Below are 14,592 nucleotides of genomic sequence, written 5' to 3' on the forward strand. Positions count from 1 at the left end.
CGACGCTACGCCGCAGCCCTGACCGGCGTCCGTGGCCGCCCCGAAGGTGGGGGCGTGCGAGGTCGCGCCGGACACTACGCTCACTGGCGTGCCCGACGCGACGCCCTCCCTCCGCTTCCGTACTCCGCCGGGGTGGCCGACGCCGTCCGCTGCGTGGGTGGACCAGTACGAGGGTGCCGAGCCCGCCGCCGGGTGGACCCCGGCCGACGGGCTCCCGCCGGCGCCCGCTGGGTGGACGTTCTGGGCGCCGACGCGCGCGCTGCACCGCTCGGTGGCCCGTGGCGCGACCGTGGCGCTCGTCGTCGGCGCCGCCGTGACGCTCGCCTCCTTCCTCGTCGTCGGCGTCCTCTGGGCCGTCGACGGACCGGCGGTCCTGGCGCTGGCACCGCTGATCGCCGGTGTCGCCCTCTGGGTGGTCGGTGCCTCCCGGCATGCCGACGGTGTGGTGGCGGAGCTCGGTCGGATCCGCGACCGGTCCGCCGCCCGTCGCGCCTCCGGACCGCCCGCAGAGGCGGACGCGGCGGACGCGTGGTCCGTGCCGGCCGCCCGACCCTTCGTCGAGGGACCGCCCTCGCGGTTCGTGGCCCGGGTCCAGCGGGTCCTGGTGTCCGTCACCGCCGGGGTCGCGGCCGCCGTGCTCGTGGCGGGGACCTCGATGTCGCTCCTGCCTCTCGTCCCCGCCGTGGAGGACGTCGCTGCGGCGGCGTTCGGCTCCGCGGACCCGGGGTTCGGCGGGCCCGACGACGCGCAGGTGCCGGAGTGGTCCTCGGACGACGGTCACACGGACGTGACGTGGCTGGCCGGCGACGACGAGTGGGAGGGCACCTGCGACTCCACGCCGGGTGACGCGAACTGCGACGCGTACGAGATCGACACCGACGAGAGCTGCACCGCGGTCGTCACGGTCGGGTTCTTCGCGGGCGAGGACGACGAGGAACCGAGCCGGGTCGAGGAGCGCACGGTCGCGCTCACCGCGGACGTGCCGCTCGTCCTGGTCGAGAACTACGACGAAGCGTTCTCCGACGTCGGCGACGTGTCCTGTGTCACCGACGGTGGGGCGGACACCGACCGCGTGTCCGCGACGCAGCAAGCCGAGGACCACCTCGACGCCGACGCGCCGGCCGGGTGCGACGAGGAGGACTGCGTCGCCTTCGCCGTGACGGTACCCGCCGACTGTGCCGCTGCGGCCGTGCAGTTCCGGGTGTCGGCGTCGATCGGGACGGTGGACTCGCCGCACGACCTCGCGGTGGTCACCGCCCTGCGGGCCGGGAAGGCGTCCGACGTGTTCGTCGGCGGCACCCACCGTGCGTCGGACGTCGTCGCGAACGGGGTCACCTGCCGGTCGACGGACGACACCGGGTCGACGCAGGCGTCCTGAGCCCCGCGGTCCGACGACGCCCGGCACCGGGGGAGGATGGTGCGGTGCGCAGCCTCGACGCCCGGAGTCCCGACCTCGTCGTCCTCGGCGACAACCTCGACGTCCTGCCGACCCTGCCCGACGGCGCGTTCACGGTCGTCTACCTCGACCCGCCGTTCAACACCGGCCGGAAGCAGCGGCGCCACGCGGTGACCGCCAAACGCCGGACCGCCGGTGACGCCGGGACGATCACGGGCTTCCGGGGTCGGACCTACGAACGGATCCGCGGCGACCTGATGCGGTTCGACGACCGGTTCGAGGACTACTGGGCGTTCCTCGAGCCACGGCTGCTCGAGGCGTGGCGACTGCTGACCGACGACGGCACGCTCTACCTGCACCTCGACTACCGCGAGGCGCACTACGCGAAGGTGCTGCTCGACGCGCTCTTCGGCCGTGACGCGTTCCTCAACGAGATCATCTGGGCGTACGACTTCGGTGCCAAGTCACGATCGCGGTGGCCCACGAAGCACGACACGATCCTCGTCTACGTGAAGGACCCGGAGCGGTACTGGTTCGACTCCGAGTCGGTCGACCGCGAGCCGTACATGGCGCCGGGGCTCGTCACGCCGGAGAAGCGGGAGCGCGGGAAGCTGCCGACCGACGTCTGGTGGCACACGATCGTGTCGCCGACCGGCAGCGAGAAGACCGGCTACCCGACGCAGAAGCCCGAGGGGGTGCTCCGCCGCATGGTGCAGGCGTCGTCGCGCGAGGGGGACTGGGTGCTCGACTTCTTCGCGGGGAGCGGCACCCTCGGTGCGGTCGCGCGCGACCTGGGCCGGCGGTTCGTCCTCGTGGACGACAACCCGGTGGCGGTCGACGTGATGCGACGGCGGTTGCCGCACGCAGCGGTCGAGTCGGCGGTCGGTTCGGCGGTCGTGTCCCCGGTCGCGCAGGAGGACTGAGCGCCTGCCGCCCGGAGCGGCCAGGATGGATCGGGGCGGACGCGTTGCGCCCGGAGCTTCGCCGACGGGGATGGCAGCTACTCCGGTCTCGACGCCAGGGGCGCCGCGATCGCGAACGTCGCGTTCACCTCGTCGGACCTCGGTGGCGGGGACACGATCAGCGCGACCTCGGCGTGTGCGGCCGGTGACTCCGTGGAGCTCCGGGAGCAGGAGCGCGGACAGCACTGAGCGGCGCCGGGCTCGTCAGGGCCGGGACGACGGAGGCGACATCGTCGACGTCGTACGACGTCGACGATGTCGCCTCACAGCGACTTCGGTGGACTACTCCGCGGAGTGTCGCCCGTGGTGCGCGGCTGTCGTGTCCGGTTGCGCGGCCCCGTCCGACGCGGCGTGCGCCGGGTGCGTGCGGATGGTCGCGGTCGTCGCCGGAGGCTCGTCCACCGGTGCCGCCGCGGCGTGCGCGCCGTGCGTGGTCGCGTCGGCGAGCGGCGCCCGCGTGCCGTCCTCGGGGTCGTGACCGGCGCGGTCGGCGGCACCCGTGTCGGAGGCGTGGTGCGTGGCGGGGGAGGTGGAGCCTCCAGGCCGGTCCTGCGGCTGCTGCACCGTGACGTCCGGTGAGGTCGGGACCGCGCGCATCGACCCCGTGTCGGGGGCGACCAGCGAGCCGGTGTTCGCCGCCGCCTGCTGCGCGTCCGCCGCCAGGCGGTCGGAGTCACCCTTCGCCGCGTTCGCCTGCTCCTGCAGCGCCGACACCTTGCGGAGCGGCGGGACCCGGAAGAACCAGGTCAGGACGAACGCGAGCAGGATCACGGCGAGGCCGACGGAGTAGACGACGACGGCCGACTGGCTGAACCCGACCAGGAACGGACGGGTGAGTCGCTGGTCTGCACCGTTGAGGAACGACGTGTCGCTCGTGGCGGAGCCGGCGGACGAACTCGCCGCCGTGTTGCCGTTCTTCAGCTGGTCGACCAGCTTCGGCGCGACCTCGTCGACCACGGCCTTCCGCTGGTCGGCGTTGCTGTAGTCGATCTGCAGCGTGCCGTCGACGACCTCGGCGTTCGCCTTCGACGCGGCGGTCTCGAGGGCCTGCTGCTCGGCAGCGGACTTGTTCGCGGCGACCTGCTGGGCGATGACCGAGTCGACCGACGCGGCGGGGATCGCACCGGCAGCGACCTGCTGCTGCACCTGCGCGGTGACCTGCTGCGTCACGGCCTGGTCGGCGGCCTGCTTCGCGGCGGCGGCGCCCTTGTCGAGCCCCTGCTGCACGTTCTGCTGCACCGGGTCGACGATCTTCGACCAGATCTGGTCCATCACGCCCTTGTTCTCGGACGCGCTGGCGACCGAGGGGGTGAGTGCGGCGGTGAGGGCCGGCTTGAGCGTCGACTCGTTCTGCATCGCGCCGGTGATGTTCGTCGGCATGAGCGTGAACAGGACCGACAGGAGCACCGCGGTGCCCATGGTGCCGCCGATCTGGCGGAAGAACGTCGCCGCACTCGTGGCCACGCCGATGTCCCGCGGCGAGACCGAGTTCTGCGCCGCGAGGGTCAGCGTCTGCATGAGCTGCCCGAGCCCGAGCCCGATGCCGAACATGCCGAGCATGAGGAACCAGAGCGGGCTGTCCGCGGTGAGGAAGGTGAGGAGCGTGAAGCCGATCGCCGTGAACGCGGTGCCCGTGATCGGGAAGGCGCCGTAGCGGCCGGTGCGCGAGATGATCTGGCCGGACGCGATCGAGGAGATCATCAGGCCGAGCACCATCGGCAGCATGGCGAAGCCGGACTCGGTGGGCGTGACGCCCTTCACGATCTGCAGGTAGAGCGGGATGGTCAGCATCGCGCCGAACATGCCGAAGCCGACGAGCACGGACAGGACGGCCGCCATCGAGAAGACCCGCGAGCCGAAGAGCTTGAGCGGCAGGATCGCGTCGTCACCCATGGAGCGCTCGACGATCACGAAGGCCAGCAGGCCCAGAGCGCCGATCGCGTAGCAGGCGATGGCGCCGGGGGAGTCCCAGCCCCACTCGCGGCCCTGCTCGGCGATGAGGAGCAGCGGCACGAGGGTGACGATGACCAGCGAGGCGCCCCACCAGTCGATGCGGGGCTTGCCGCGGTCGCCGAACTTCGGCAGGTGCAGGAACGTCGTCACCATGATCAGCGCGACGATGCCGACCGGCACGTTGACCAGGAAGACCCAGCGCCATCCGCTGACGAACAGGATCTGGGACGCGCCGGCGAACAGGCCACCGACGAGCGGGCCGATCACCGAGGAGATGCCGAACACGGCCAGGAAGTAGCCCTGGTACTTGGCGCGCTCGCGCGGGGCGAGCATGTCGCCCATGATCGCGAGCGGCAGCGACATCAGACCGCCGGCGCCGAGGCCCTGCAGCGCGCGGAACCCGGCGAGCATGAGCATCGAGGTCGAGAACGACGCGGCGAGCGATCCGAGGATGAAGATGCCGATCGCGGTGAGGAACAGCGGGCGGCGGCCGAAGATGTCGGAGAGCTTGCCGTAGATCGGCGTCGTGATCGTGGACGCGATCAGGTAGGCCGTGGTCACCCAGGCCTGCTGGTCGAGCCCGTGCAGGTCGTCGCCGATCGTGCGGATGGCGGTGCCGACGATGGTCTGGTCGAGCGCGCCGAGGAACATGCCGGCCATCAGCCCGTAGATGACGAGCAGGATCTGCCGGTGGTTCATCACCGCGTTCGAGGACGTGGTGGGGGCCGCGGGTGCGGTAGCCGTCTGGGTCATTCGGTCTCCCGTGCGTACTGGTGCTCGCGCGTCGCTCACACCCGGGCGCGGGGGAGCGTTGTTGCGCGCACTGCAAAAATACAACCAGCGCAAACGGATTGTTCCCATCCGCCTCGTTCCTGTGGACATCGGCAGGGTGCTCGGGGCGTGTGCAGGAGTGGCCCGACCGGCAGGACGAGACGGTCGTGGAACGCCGAGGGCGTCACCGGACGGATCCGGTGACGCCCTCGGTCGGTCGTCGGGGACTACGCGCCGAGGGCGGCGTCCACGATCTCCTTCGCCTCACGCTGCACCTGCTCGAGGTGCTCCTGGCCCACGAAGCTCTCCGCGTAGATCTTGTAGACGTCCTCGGTGCCCGAGGGGCGGGCGGCGAACCAGGCCTTGTCCGTGACGACCTTGACGCCTCCGACGGCCGCGTCGTTGCCCGGGGCCTTCGAGAGCTTCGCCGTGATCGGGTCGCCGGCCAGGGTGTCGGCGGTGATCGCGTCGCCGTCGAGCTTCGACAGGCGGGCCTTCTGCTCCTTGCTCGCCGCGGCGTCCACGCGCTGGTAGACCGGGTCGCCGAAGCGCTCGGTGAGCTCGGTGTACAGCTGCGACGGGGTCTTGCCGGTGACGGCGGTGATCTCCGACGCCAGGAGCGCCAGGATGATGCCGTCCTTGTCGGTCGTCCACGCCGTGCCGTCCTTGCGGAGGAACGAGGCGCCCGCGGACTCCTCGCCACCGAAGGCCACGGAGCCGTCGATCAGGCCCGGGACGAACCACTTGAAGCCGACCGGGACCTCCCAGAGCCGGCGTCCGAGCGACTCCGCGACGCGGTCGATGATGCTCGACGACACGAGCGTCTTGCCGATCGCGGCGTCGTCGCGCCAGTCGGGGCGGTGCGCGTACAGGTACTCGATCGCGACCGCGAGGTAGTGGTTCGGGTTCATCAGGCCTCCGTCCGGCGTGACGATGCCGTGGCGGTCCGAGTCGGCGTCGTTCCCGGTCAGGACGTCGAAGTCGTCCTTGTGGGCGAGCACCGAGGCCATCGCCGAGGGGCTCGACGGGTCCATGCGGATCTTGCCGTCCCAGTCGAGGGTCATGAACGCCCACGTCGGGTCGACCTCGGGGTTCACGACGGTCAGGTCGAGACCGTAGTGGTCGCGGATGCGCTCCCAGTACGGCAGCGATGCGCCACCCAGCGGGTCGGCGCCGATCTTGACCCCGGCGCGCTTGATGACCTCGATGTCGATGATGTGCTCGAGGTCCGCGACGTACGAGCCGAGGAAGTCGTAGCCCTCGGCAGCGGTCTCGTCCTGGCGGCGGACGGCGGCGTTCCCGTCGGCGATGATCGCGTTCGCGCGGTCGGCGATCCACGACGTGGCGTCGCTGTCGGCCGGGCCGCCGTGCGGGGGGTTGTACTTGAAGCCGCCGTCACGCGGGGGGTTGTGGCTCGGCGTGATGACGATGCCGTCCGCGGTGTCGCCGTGCTCCTCGCGGTTGTACTTGATGATGGCGTGGCTGAGCGCCGGGGTCGGGACGAAGCCGTCCTCGGCGTCGGCGAGCACCCGGACGCCGTTCGCGGCGAGGACCTGCAGTGCGGTCTGCTCGGCGGGGGCGGAGAGCGCGTGGGTGTCGCGGCCGATGAACAGCGGACCCGTCGTGCCCTGCTCGGTGCGGTACTCGACGATCGCCTGCGTGATCGCGGCGATGTGCGTGTCGTTGAACGCGGTGTCGAGCGAGGAGCCGCGGTGGCCGGAGGTGCCGAAGACCACCTTCTGCTCGGGGATCGACACGTCGGGGACGCGCTCGTGGTACGCGGCCAGGAGGGCGTCGAGGTCGACGAGGTCGTCTGCGGTCGCGGGGGTGCCGGCGCGGTCGTTCATGGGCCCATCCTGGCATCGCGGGGCTCGGGGCGCTCACGGTCGCGTCGGGATGCGCACTCGTCGTTGCGGGGAGCAGTTGCGGGTCGTTCGGAGGACATGCGGCATGTCACCGGCCGGCGGTAGGGTCGAGCGCAGGGGGGACGCGATCCGCGCGGACGCAGCGCTGCTCGCCGAGGTGCAGGCCGGCGACGGCGCCACGCTGCACACGGCGAGCGGTGCGGTCGTGTCCTGGGCGGCGCTGCACGTGTTGGCCGCCCACGGGTTCCGTTGCACGGGATCGCGCGCACTCGGCGGGGTGCAGATCGTCCAGCGCGGTCCCCGGTCCGCCTTCGAGACGCTCAGATGCATGGTGGGTCGTCGGAGGCGATGGACGATCTCCACGTGGTCCGAAACGGTCTGGAGGCGCGCCTCCGGTCCGTCGTGCTCGGTCGCCATCCGCGGTCGGCGCGGTTCTCGACCAGCCGCGGGCGCGTCGACGGCGTCGTCGACTCGGGCATCTCGGGCCGCCGGCCCCACTCGGGGTGTTCTCTGGAGCACGCGCGATGCGCGGTCTGGAATTCCGAGATCCGCGCGCTCCGCGTGGTCATCGTTCGCATGCCAGGCGACTCGACTGGCTTCCGCATCGTCAGTGCCGATCCCGATGGGACGGTGAAGTAGTGGACAGGCAGACTCTGTCTCGCAGCGCTCCGCTGATGGTCAACGTCATCGGAGGCCTCTTCTACCAAGGTTGGTACGAGGACCGTTCGGCGGACGAGACGTTGGAACTCGCCGTCGCATACCGCCCGCTGGCCGAGCGAGAAGCGCTCGTGCACGAGATCGATGGACTCCTTGCGGCTCTTCCGACGACGGAGGATGTCGAAGACTTCTTCCTCTCCTTCAATGTCGACATCGACTTCCGACGCGACTTCGGTGGGGATGTCCGCGCCTGGCTCGAATCTGCCCGCGAAGTCGTGCGGGGGTTCGCCTCCTGAGTCCTGCTCCCACGCTCGATCGAACTCGACTGCAACTCCGGCCCAAGGGATCCACATGGAAGCGTCACCCCAGTACCCCGCCTTCGACGCACTCATGGGCGGCGCCTTCAACCAAGACTGGAAAGACGAGTGGTCGTCGGTTGACGAACTGTTGACCGAGGCTCTTGACGAGTTCCCGGCAACTCGACGCGCGCTCCTGACCGAGCTCCTGCAGATCCGGGACAGTTGTTCGGAAGCCGACGTGGTGGGCATGTTGGAATCGATGGGGAGTGGCTTCCGACCGGAGGTGGATGCGCAGGTGAGCGCTCTCGGTTGGGTTGACCGTCTCGTCCGACGCATCAACGCACACGACGCTGATGCATGAAGAGCAGACCCAGCGGCGAGACGCCGAGTTCCCGATGGACCCGGGGCGAGAGGCATGCATGAAGATGGAGAAGTTCGCGGCGAGAGTGCCGTCTTTCGCGGACTTGATGGGCGGGGCGTTCAACCAGGATTGGCGCGATGAGTGGGACTCAGCAGAGGAGATCGTTACATCGGTCCTCGGGGAACGCACCGATCAGCTACGGAGCATGCTGAAGGACCTTCGCCGGATCGACCAGGTCTGTTCGGATGACGACATCGATTTGCTGCTCTTCTCGCTCGGTTCTGGATTCTCGCCTGAGACGGACTGGGGCATGAGCCCGAAAGGTTGGGTGCAGGATTTCGAGGTCCGGCTGGAGCGAGAGCTGGTTGCGCGAGGCGACGCCTCCGGCTGAGCGACCTCCGCGACCGACACCGTCGGGCCGACCCCTTGAGGCGATGAAATCGAGCCGCAGGCTCGGGCGTCGCCGATGCGCGATGCATCCGTCGTGCGGGTCGAGTTGCAGTCCCTTTCGGACGGGCAGCCCCGTACTCGATCGTCACGATGTACACGCGAGAGGACCTGGATGGACAAGCACGAGTACTACCGGAGCGTCGCGGCGCGCGCTCCTGGCTTCAGATCGCTCTTGGCGGCTGAGTTCAACTACGACTGGGACCTCGACTGGCCGGATGTCGAGTCCGTGCTCGTCAACGACCTCGACGAGGTGTCGCGGGCCGAGAACGTCCAGTACCGCGACGAACTGGACTACCTGCTGCGGGAGTTGCCGACCGACAGCGACGTCGACGGTTTCTTCAGGTTCGTGGGTACGGGTCTCTTGCCGCGGGTCGACCTCGGGCAGTCAGCGCGGTCGTGGATGCTCGAACTCCGTGACCGCACAGCACGCAACGTCCAGTCGGAAGCGGAGTGATGAGGGAAACTGGGAAGCGCAGCCGCATCGCCGTCGGGGTGCGAGGGGAATTCGCCGGAGCCGGACCCCGCTGTGGCGAGCATCACGGCGCGGAAGTTCCAAGGCTTCGACACCTTCAGAGGGGGAGACCGTTGTCTGATCCCGCGACTGAGATCAGCTGGTCGGGGCGCTCGTGACCGCCGACTCCTGGCAGCGGCTTGCGGCATTGCGGAGGGAACTGTTCGCTCACCTCGACGAGGTTGCTCACGAGGACGCGCCAGCGGTTCCGACGTGCGAGGCGTTCGCGGACGCGCTCGACGACGCGGGGCTCGAGTGGGAGGACCACGATCGACAGGAGGACCCGTGCGGAGATCGGGTCATCCTCCGTCACGTCGACCTCGGCGAAGCGGTCACCCATCGGCTCCTCATGTGGGAGTTCCCGTACAACGACGAGCCGTCGGGATGGCTCTGGGGTCCCGCACCGTCCACCCAGGCTCGGTTCCTGCGCGCACTCGAGTGGGCGCAGCGTCATCCTGGCGAGTGGTCGCCGTAGCTCATCCAGTATCCGGTGACGGAGCGAGACGCACGGCAGCCACGACTCGACCGGTGAGCGCAGACCGGTGAGCACAGAGCGAGCGGCCGCCCACACCGGGAACGCGGGGGACGTCTCGGGGTGGGCGACCGCTCGCGGTCTGGAGGAGTGGCGGCTCAGGCGGTCCGGAACGACCCGGTCGCCGTCCGCAGCGACCCGGTCACGGTGCGCGTCGAGGACGTCGCGGTGCCGGGGCGGCGGAACTGGGTGTCCACGAACCGGCCGAGTGCACGGCCCGAACCGGTGCCGGTGTAGCTGCCGACCGGGCGCCATGCGGCCTCGACCGCGTAGGCGCCGATCTCGTCACGCTGCTCGAGGCCGGAGACGTACGCGCCGCCGAGGGGGTTCTGTCGGTTCTGCACGGGTGCTCCTCGTCGTCGTGCCGAGGGCCACAGCCGTCAGACCGACGACCAGGGCGCCGTCGGCTGTTGCCCACGACGCTACCTCGTTGTCTTGCATCATGCAAGACAACGAGGTGTGTTCAGGCGACGAGCTCGCAGAACGTCCGTCCGTCGGTCGTCCAGCTCTGCCGAGCGCTGAGCCCCGCGGTGGCCGCGTGCCGGAGCAGCGCGTCGACGCCGACCTCGGCCCACGGGAAGCCCTCGCTCCGGTTGCCGTCCACGTCGACCACGTGCGCGGTGAACGCACGGTCGGCCGAGCGGTCGGCGTGCGTCTCGACGACCACGCGACCACCGTCGCGGACGATCTCGCCGCAGCGGGCCAGGAGTGCGACCGGGTCGCCTCCGATGCCGATGTTGCCGTCGATCACGAGCGCGGTGTCCCAGCGGCCCTCGTCGGGGATGGTGTCGAAGACGGAGCCCTGCACCGCGGTGCCGCCGGAGCGTCGGGCGATCGCGACGGCCTCGGCGGAGACGTCCACACCGAGCGACGGGATACCCAGCGCCCGGGCTGCGACGAGCATGCGTCCGGGACCGCACCCGACGTCGATCACCGGGCCGTCGGCGCCCTCGAGCAGCGAACGGTCGACTCGGTCGGCGGCGGCGCTCCACCGGCCGACGTCCATCGTGACCTCGACGTCGGGTCGGTCCGGGTCGGTCAGGCGCAGGTGGCCGTCGGTCTGCAGGGCGCGGGCGTACGGCTCGCCGCCGCCGGCGCCGAACGTGACGGTGTCGTGCATCGTCATCGGGCACCTCCGGTCGTCGTGGTCATGGTGGTGTCGCGCTCGGCGGCGAAGGCCGTGGCGAAGCGCGAGGTCGGCGCGAGGGCGGCGACCTGCTCGGCGTCCGCCACGGTGTCGACGTCGAGCAGTGCAGGCAGCGTGCCGACCGACAGGCCGGCGTCGGTCAGGCGTGCGAGCTGCACGGCCCCGGTGTCGTCCTGGGACATCGGGACGCCACGGAGCAGCGCACCGTCGGGCTCGCGGAGGTACAGCGACCAGAAGCCGCCGTCGTCCGCTGGGCCGAACCACGCGTCGCGCTCCGGGTCCTCGAAGACCGGCACGAGGTGCTCCGGCGAGGCCTGCGGCGTGTCCATGCCGACGAGCAGCGTCGGACCGGTCATCGCGTCGAACATCGCCCCGAGGCGCTCGTCGAGTCCGCCGCCGACCTGGTGCAGGACCTCGAAGTCGTCGGTGCCCTCGGGCAGGACGACGCCGTCGTAGAGCAGCACGCGACGCGACGCGGGCAGGGCGCGCACCGTCTCGATCGTGTCGGCCAGCGCGGCCGAGGCGACGCGGGCAGCACCCTCCGGGGTCAGGGCCGGCGTCAGCCGGGTCTTGACCTTGCCGGGCAGGCACTCCTTGGCCACGACGACCACCGTGACGTCCGTCATGAGCGTGCTCCTTCCGTGGTGGACCCGGCCACGTCGCGGGCCGGACCGGGCGCGACCACGCGGGGTCGTGCCTCCCGTCCGTACTCGCGCAGCAGGCGGGACATGTCGCGGACGGCGTTGACCGTGCCGCGGAGCGTGCCGGTGACCTTGCTGTCACCGACGCGCTGGGCGTAGCCGATGTCGGACTCGTCGACCCGCCAGCCGGCCGCGTGTGCGGCCAGGACCATCTCGAGCGGGTAGCCGCTGCGGCGGTCCTGCAGGTCGAGGGCGACCAGGTCGGCACGGCGCATGACGCGCATCGGGCCGAGGTCGCGGAGGCGGTAGCCGGTGGCGCGACGCATCAGGACGGCGAGCACGCGGTTGGCGAAGCGTGCGTGCGGCGCCCAGGCGCCGCGGGTGGTCGGGACGCGGCGTCCGAGGGCGAGGTCGGTCCGCCCGTCGGCGACGCGTGCGACGAGGTCGGGCAGCTCGCCGGGGTCCATCGAGGCGTCGGCGTCGCAGAAGGCGACGTACTCGGCGGTCGCGGCGGCGACGCCGGCGGCACAGGCCGAGCCGAAGCCCTTGACCGGTTCGGTGACGACGGTCGCGCCGTGGGCGCGAGCGACGTCGGCGGATCCGTCGGTCGAGCCGTTGTCGACGACGATGGCGCGGTACCCCTCGGGCAGGCGGCCGATGACGCGCGGGAGCGCGTCGGCCTCGTCCAGGCAGGGCAGGATCACGTCGACGGTCATGTGGTCCATTCGGTGCGGGTCGCTCCCGCGACTGGGCCGATCTCCGGTCGCGCGCGTCGCGTCCTCGTCGGGCTGGTCGCCGGCGGATGGGGTTCGGTCCATGCTCACGACGTAACACGATGACACGCCGCGGGGTACAGGATCCTGTCCCCCGGGGCGTGTCGGATGCGGTCTCCGGACGGCGTGTCCCGCGATCGGGGGACGGCCGGGAGGCGTGGGTACGGTCGATGGTCCGCTCGCGCAGGTAGGCGGTGCGGTGTTCGCCCGCGCTTCCCCGTCCTCGCCCTGGTCCGGCGGGCGAGTCTCGGCCGGACCGACACGGCTCGCGCCCAGAGGCGCGAGCCGTGTCGGCTGAGACGAGTCTCAGGCAGCGTCGTCCGTCGCGCGCTGCGTCACCGCTGCACGGCGGCACGGAGCGGGGCGGTCGCGAAGTCGCGCATGCCCTGCTCGAAGTCGACCTGCGCCTGCCAACCGAGCTCCGACCGGATCCGGTCGGACGACGCCGTGACGTGTCGGACGTCGCCCAGCCGGTACTCACCGGTCACGACCGGCTGCGGGCCGTCGGGGCCGGCGATGGCCGCGGCCATGTCGCCGATGGTGTGCACGACGCCCGAACCGACGTTGTACGCCCGGAAGGTCTCGGCGGGCAGCTCGGCGGTCGCGGCGATCGACGCGGCGTTCGCGCCGGCGACGTCGTCCACGTGCACGAAGTCGCGACGCTGTCGGCCGTCCTCGAACACGCGCGGTGCCTCGCCGCGGGCGAGTGCCGAGCGGAAGAGCGACGCGACGCCGGCGTACGGGGTGTTCGACGGCATGCCCGGTCCGTAGACGTTGTGGTAGCGCAGGGCGATCGCGGTGCCGCCCGTCGCGCGGGCCCACGACGAGGCCAGGTGCTCCTGCGCGACCTTCGTCTGCGCGTACACGTTGCGGGGGTCCAGGGCGGCGGACTCGTCGATCAGCCCGGGCACGAGGGGACGGCCGTCGGGACCGATCGGGTCGAAGCGTCCGGCGTCGAGGTCCTCGCGTCGGCGCGCGGGCGGTCGCATCGGTTCGCCGTCGGCGGTCTCGTACGCGCCCTCGCCGTAGACCACCATCGAGCTCGCGACGACCAGGCGGCCGATGCCGTGCCGGTCCATGCCCGCGAGCACGTGCGCGGTGCCGGCGTCGTTCGACGAGACGTAGTCGGGGGCGTCCTGGAAGTCGACGCCGAGGCCGACCTTCGCCGCCTGGTGGCAGACGACGTCGACGCCCTCGAGTGCCGCTTCGAGGGCGGCGCGGTCGCGGACGTCACCGTGCACGAACGACAGGCCCTGCTGCTCGTGGGCGCGGACGACCTCGGCGGGGTCGCCGTGCACGTCGTCGCGCAGCGAGTCGAGGATGCGGACCTCGTAGCCCTCGGCGAGGGCGCGGCGGACGATCGCGGAGCCGATGAAGCCGGCGCCGCCGGTGACGAGCAGGCGGCTCATGCGTCCACCGTCTTCCGCAGCACGCTCTCGCTGGCCGTGGCGGGGACCAGCTCGCGCGGGGTGTAGTCGTCGGGCAGCGCGGCGACGACGTCACCGATGGCGCGGACGATGACCTCGTTCGCGCGGGCCAGGCGCTCCATCACGGCACCGTGGGTGACGGGGGCCTCGGTGGACCGAGCTGCCTCGTCCTCGGTGGGCGCCAGGCCGGCGTCCGCGTCCGTGACGTACGACAGGTTGACCGTGCCGATGCCGAGCTCGGCCGCGAGCGGCACCTCGGGGGTCATCGTCATGTTGATCGTGTGGCCGCCGGCCTCGCGCATCCAGATCGACTCCGCCCGGGTCGAGAAGCGCGGGCCCTGGATGACGACGCACGTGCCCGTGGGCCGGAACGGCACCTCGAGCGCGGCGACGGCGTCGACGGCAGCGCGACGGAGCACCGGGTCGAACGGGTCGGCGAAGGACAGGTGCTGCACCTGGTCCTCGAAGAAGGTGTCCTTCCGGCCCCAGGTGCGGTCGATGAGCTGGTCGGTCACGACGAACGTGCCGGGGGCGTAGTCCGGGTGCAGGCCGCCGACCGCGCTGGACGACACGATCGCCCGGACGCCGATGGACCGGAGCGCCCAGACGTTCGCGCGGTGGTTGATCAGGTGCGGCGCGACCGAGTGCTCGCGGCCGTGGCGGGTGAGGAACGCGACGCGCTTGCCGGCCATCGTGCCGACCGTGATCGGGCTCGACGTCGGGCCGTAGGGCGTGTCCACGGTGATCTCGTCGGCGGTGCCCTCCTCGAACAGGCGGTAGAGGCCGGAGCCCCCGATCACCCCGATGCGAGCCGTCGTTCCGTCCACAGGTTCGGTCGTGGTCACGT

The 14,592-nt window shown here is 71.2% G+C and carries 15 protein-coding genes; 7 read left to right on the top strand and 8 right to left on the bottom strand.

The window, feature by feature from the left end:
* The first annotated feature begins 88 nt into the window (after positions 1 to 88).
* Positions 89 to 1,378 carry a hypothetical protein gene (locus ABIC52_RS07390; protein ID WP_354027005.1) on the top strand — a complete coding sequence of 430 codons (1,290 nt, stop codon included), beginning with the start codon at positions 89 to 91 and terminating at the stop codon, positions 1,376 to 1,378.
* A 44-nt stretch (positions 1,379 to 1,422) separates the two neighbouring features.
* Positions 1,423 to 2,319, top strand: a complete 897-nt coding sequence (locus ABIC52_RS07395) for a DNA-methyltransferase (protein ID WP_354027006.1) — start codon at positions 1,423 to 1,425, stop codon at positions 2,317 to 2,319.
* 321 nt (positions 2,320 to 2,640) lie between these two features.
* Here the strand turns inward: ABIC52_RS07395 and ABIC52_RS07400 are convergent, their stop codons facing one another.
* Together ABIC52_RS07400 and pgm are read right to left on the bottom strand one after the other, a co-directional pair.
* Entirely contained in the window at positions 2,641 to 5,064 is a 2,424-nt protein-coding gene (locus ABIC52_RS07400; RefSeq protein WP_354027007.1) for an MDR family MFS transporter, read from the bottom strand.
* A gap of 245 nt (positions 5,065 to 5,309) precedes the next feature.
* Positions 5,310 to 6,929 (bottom strand): phosphoglucomutase (alpha-D-glucose-1,6-bisphosphate-dependent), encoded by a 1,620-nt coding sequence (gene pgm / locus ABIC52_RS07405; protein WP_126890255.1) that lies wholly within the window; start codon positions 6,927 to 6,929, stop codon positions 5,310 to 5,312.
* A gap of 692 nt (positions 6,930 to 7,621) precedes the next feature.
* On the opposite strand from pgm, the gene ABIC52_RS07410 reads away from it, so the two are divergent.
* The 5 genes from ABIC52_RS07410 (at position 7,622) to ABIC52_RS07430 (ending at position 9,700) form a co-directional block, all read left to right on the top strand.
* A complete protein-coding gene (locus ABIC52_RS07410) occupies positions 7,622 to 7,900 on the top strand; it encodes a contact-dependent growth inhibition system immunity protein (RefSeq protein WP_354027008.1) in 279 nt (92 codons plus the stop codon).
* 55 nt (positions 7,901 to 7,955) lie between these two features.
* Positions 7,956 to 8,264: a contact-dependent growth inhibition system immunity protein gene (locus tag ABIC52_RS07415; protein WP_126890253.1), complete on the top strand. Its 309-nt coding sequence runs from the start codon at positions 7,956 to 7,958 to the stop codon at positions 8,262 to 8,264.
* Between the two features lie 58 nt (positions 8,265 to 8,322).
* Positions 8,323 to 8,655: a contact-dependent growth inhibition system immunity protein gene (locus ABIC52_RS07420; protein ID WP_354027009.1), complete on the top strand. Its 333-nt coding sequence runs from the start codon at positions 8,323 to 8,325 to the stop codon at positions 8,653 to 8,655.
* 171 nt (positions 8,656 to 8,826) lie between these two features.
* Positions 8,827 to 9,168, top strand: coding sequence for a contact-dependent growth inhibition system immunity protein (locus tag ABIC52_RS07425; RefSeq protein ID WP_126890251.1), 342 nt, complete (start codon positions 8,827 to 8,829; stop codon positions 9,166 to 9,168).
* 172 nt (positions 9,169 to 9,340) lie between these two features.
* A complete protein-coding gene (locus tag ABIC52_RS07430) occupies positions 9,341 to 9,700 on the top strand; it encodes a hypothetical protein (RefSeq protein ID WP_354027010.1) in 360 nt (119 codons plus the stop codon).
* A gap of 155 nt (positions 9,701 to 9,855) precedes the next feature.
* Here the strand turns inward: ABIC52_RS07430 and ABIC52_RS07435 are convergent, their stop codons facing one another.
* From ABIC52_RS07435 to ABIC52_RS07460, 6 genes are all read right to left on the bottom strand, one after another.
* Complete coding sequence (locus ABIC52_RS07435) at positions 9,856 to 10,101, bottom strand: hypothetical protein (protein ID WP_126890249.1); 246 nt, start codon at positions 10,099 to 10,101, stop codon at positions 9,856 to 9,858.
* Between the two features lie 119 nt (positions 10,102 to 10,220).
* Positions 10,221 to 10,883, bottom strand: coding sequence for a methyltransferase domain-containing protein (locus tag ABIC52_RS07440; RefSeq protein WP_126890248.1), 663 nt, complete (start codon positions 10,881 to 10,883; stop codon positions 10,221 to 10,223).
* Positions 10,880 to 11,530 (bottom strand): TIGR04282 family arsenosugar biosynthesis glycosyltransferase, encoded by a 651-nt coding sequence (locus tag ABIC52_RS07445; RefSeq protein ID WP_111226650.1) that lies wholly within the window; start codon positions 11,528 to 11,530, stop codon positions 10,880 to 10,882. Before ABIC52_RS07445 ends, ABIC52_RS07440 begins: the two co-directional genes overlap by 4 nt.
* Positions 11,527 to 12,270 (bottom strand): glycosyltransferase family 2 protein, encoded by a 744-nt coding sequence (locus ABIC52_RS07450; RefSeq protein ID WP_354027011.1) that lies wholly within the window; start codon positions 12,268 to 12,270, stop codon positions 11,527 to 11,529. The genes ABIC52_RS07445 and ABIC52_RS07450 overlap by 4 nt, the downstream gene beginning before the upstream one ends.
* A gap of 383 nt (positions 12,271 to 12,653) precedes the next feature.
* Complete coding sequence (locus ABIC52_RS07455) at positions 12,654 to 13,727, bottom strand: NAD-dependent epimerase/dehydratase family protein (protein WP_354027012.1); 1,074 nt, start codon at positions 13,725 to 13,727, stop codon at positions 12,654 to 12,656.
* Positions 13,724 to 14,590 carry an MTAP family purine nucleoside phosphorylase gene (locus ABIC52_RS07460; RefSeq protein ID WP_354027013.1) on the bottom strand — a complete coding sequence of 289 codons (867 nt, stop codon included), beginning with the start codon at positions 14,588 to 14,590 and terminating at the stop codon, positions 13,724 to 13,726. The genes ABIC52_RS07455 and ABIC52_RS07460 overlap by 4 nt, the downstream gene beginning before the upstream one ends.
* Positions 14,591 to 14,592 lie beyond the last annotated feature (2 nt).

Origin of the sequence: Curtobacterium oceanosedimentum (assembly GCF_040545555.1) — a bacterium.
Classification (GTDB): domain Bacteria; phylum Actinomycetota; class Actinomycetes; order Actinomycetales; family Microbacteriaceae; genus Curtobacterium.

What these genes read in the sequence shown, in the direction of transcription:
- ABIC52_RS07445 (WP_111226650.1), bottom strand. Translation starts at nt 11,530, where the DNA reads ATGACGGACGTCACGGTGGTCGTCGTGGCCAAGGAGTGCCTGCCCGGC.
- ABIC52_RS07415 (WP_126890253.1), top strand. Translation starts at nt 7,956, where the DNA reads ATGGAAGCGTCACCCCAGTACCCCGCCTTCGACGCACTCATGGGCGGC.
- pgm (WP_126890255.1), bottom strand. Translation starts at nt 6,929, where the DNA reads ATGAACGACCGCGCCGGCACCCCCGCGACCGCAGACGACCTCGTCGAC.
- ABIC52_RS07455 (WP_354027012.1), bottom strand. Translation starts at nt 13,727, where the DNA reads ATGAGCCGCCTGCTCGTCACCGGCGGCGCCGGCTTCATCGGCTCCGCG.
- ABIC52_RS07425 (WP_126890251.1), top strand. Translation starts at nt 8,827, where the DNA reads ATGGACAAGCACGAGTACTACCGGAGCGTCGCGGCGCGCGCTCCTGGC.
- ABIC52_RS07420 (WP_354027009.1), top strand. Translation starts at nt 8,323, where the DNA reads ATGAAGATGGAGAAGTTCGCGGCGAGAGTGCCGTCTTTCGCGGACTTG.
- ABIC52_RS07400 (WP_354027007.1), bottom strand. Translation starts at nt 5,064, where the DNA reads ATGACCCAGACGGCTACCGCACCCGCGGCCCCCACCACGTCCTCGAAC.
- ABIC52_RS07440 (WP_126890248.1), bottom strand. Translation starts at nt 10,883, where the DNA reads ATGACGATGCACGACACCGTCACGTTCGGCGCCGGCGGCGGCGAGCCG.
- ABIC52_RS07410 (WP_354027008.1), top strand. Translation starts at nt 7,622, where the DNA reads ATGGTCAACGTCATCGGAGGCCTCTTCTACCAAGGTTGGTACGAGGAC.
- ABIC52_RS07450 (WP_354027011.1), bottom strand. Translation starts at nt 12,270, where the DNA reads ATGGACCACATGACCGTCGACGTGATCCTGCCCTGCCTGGACGAGGCC.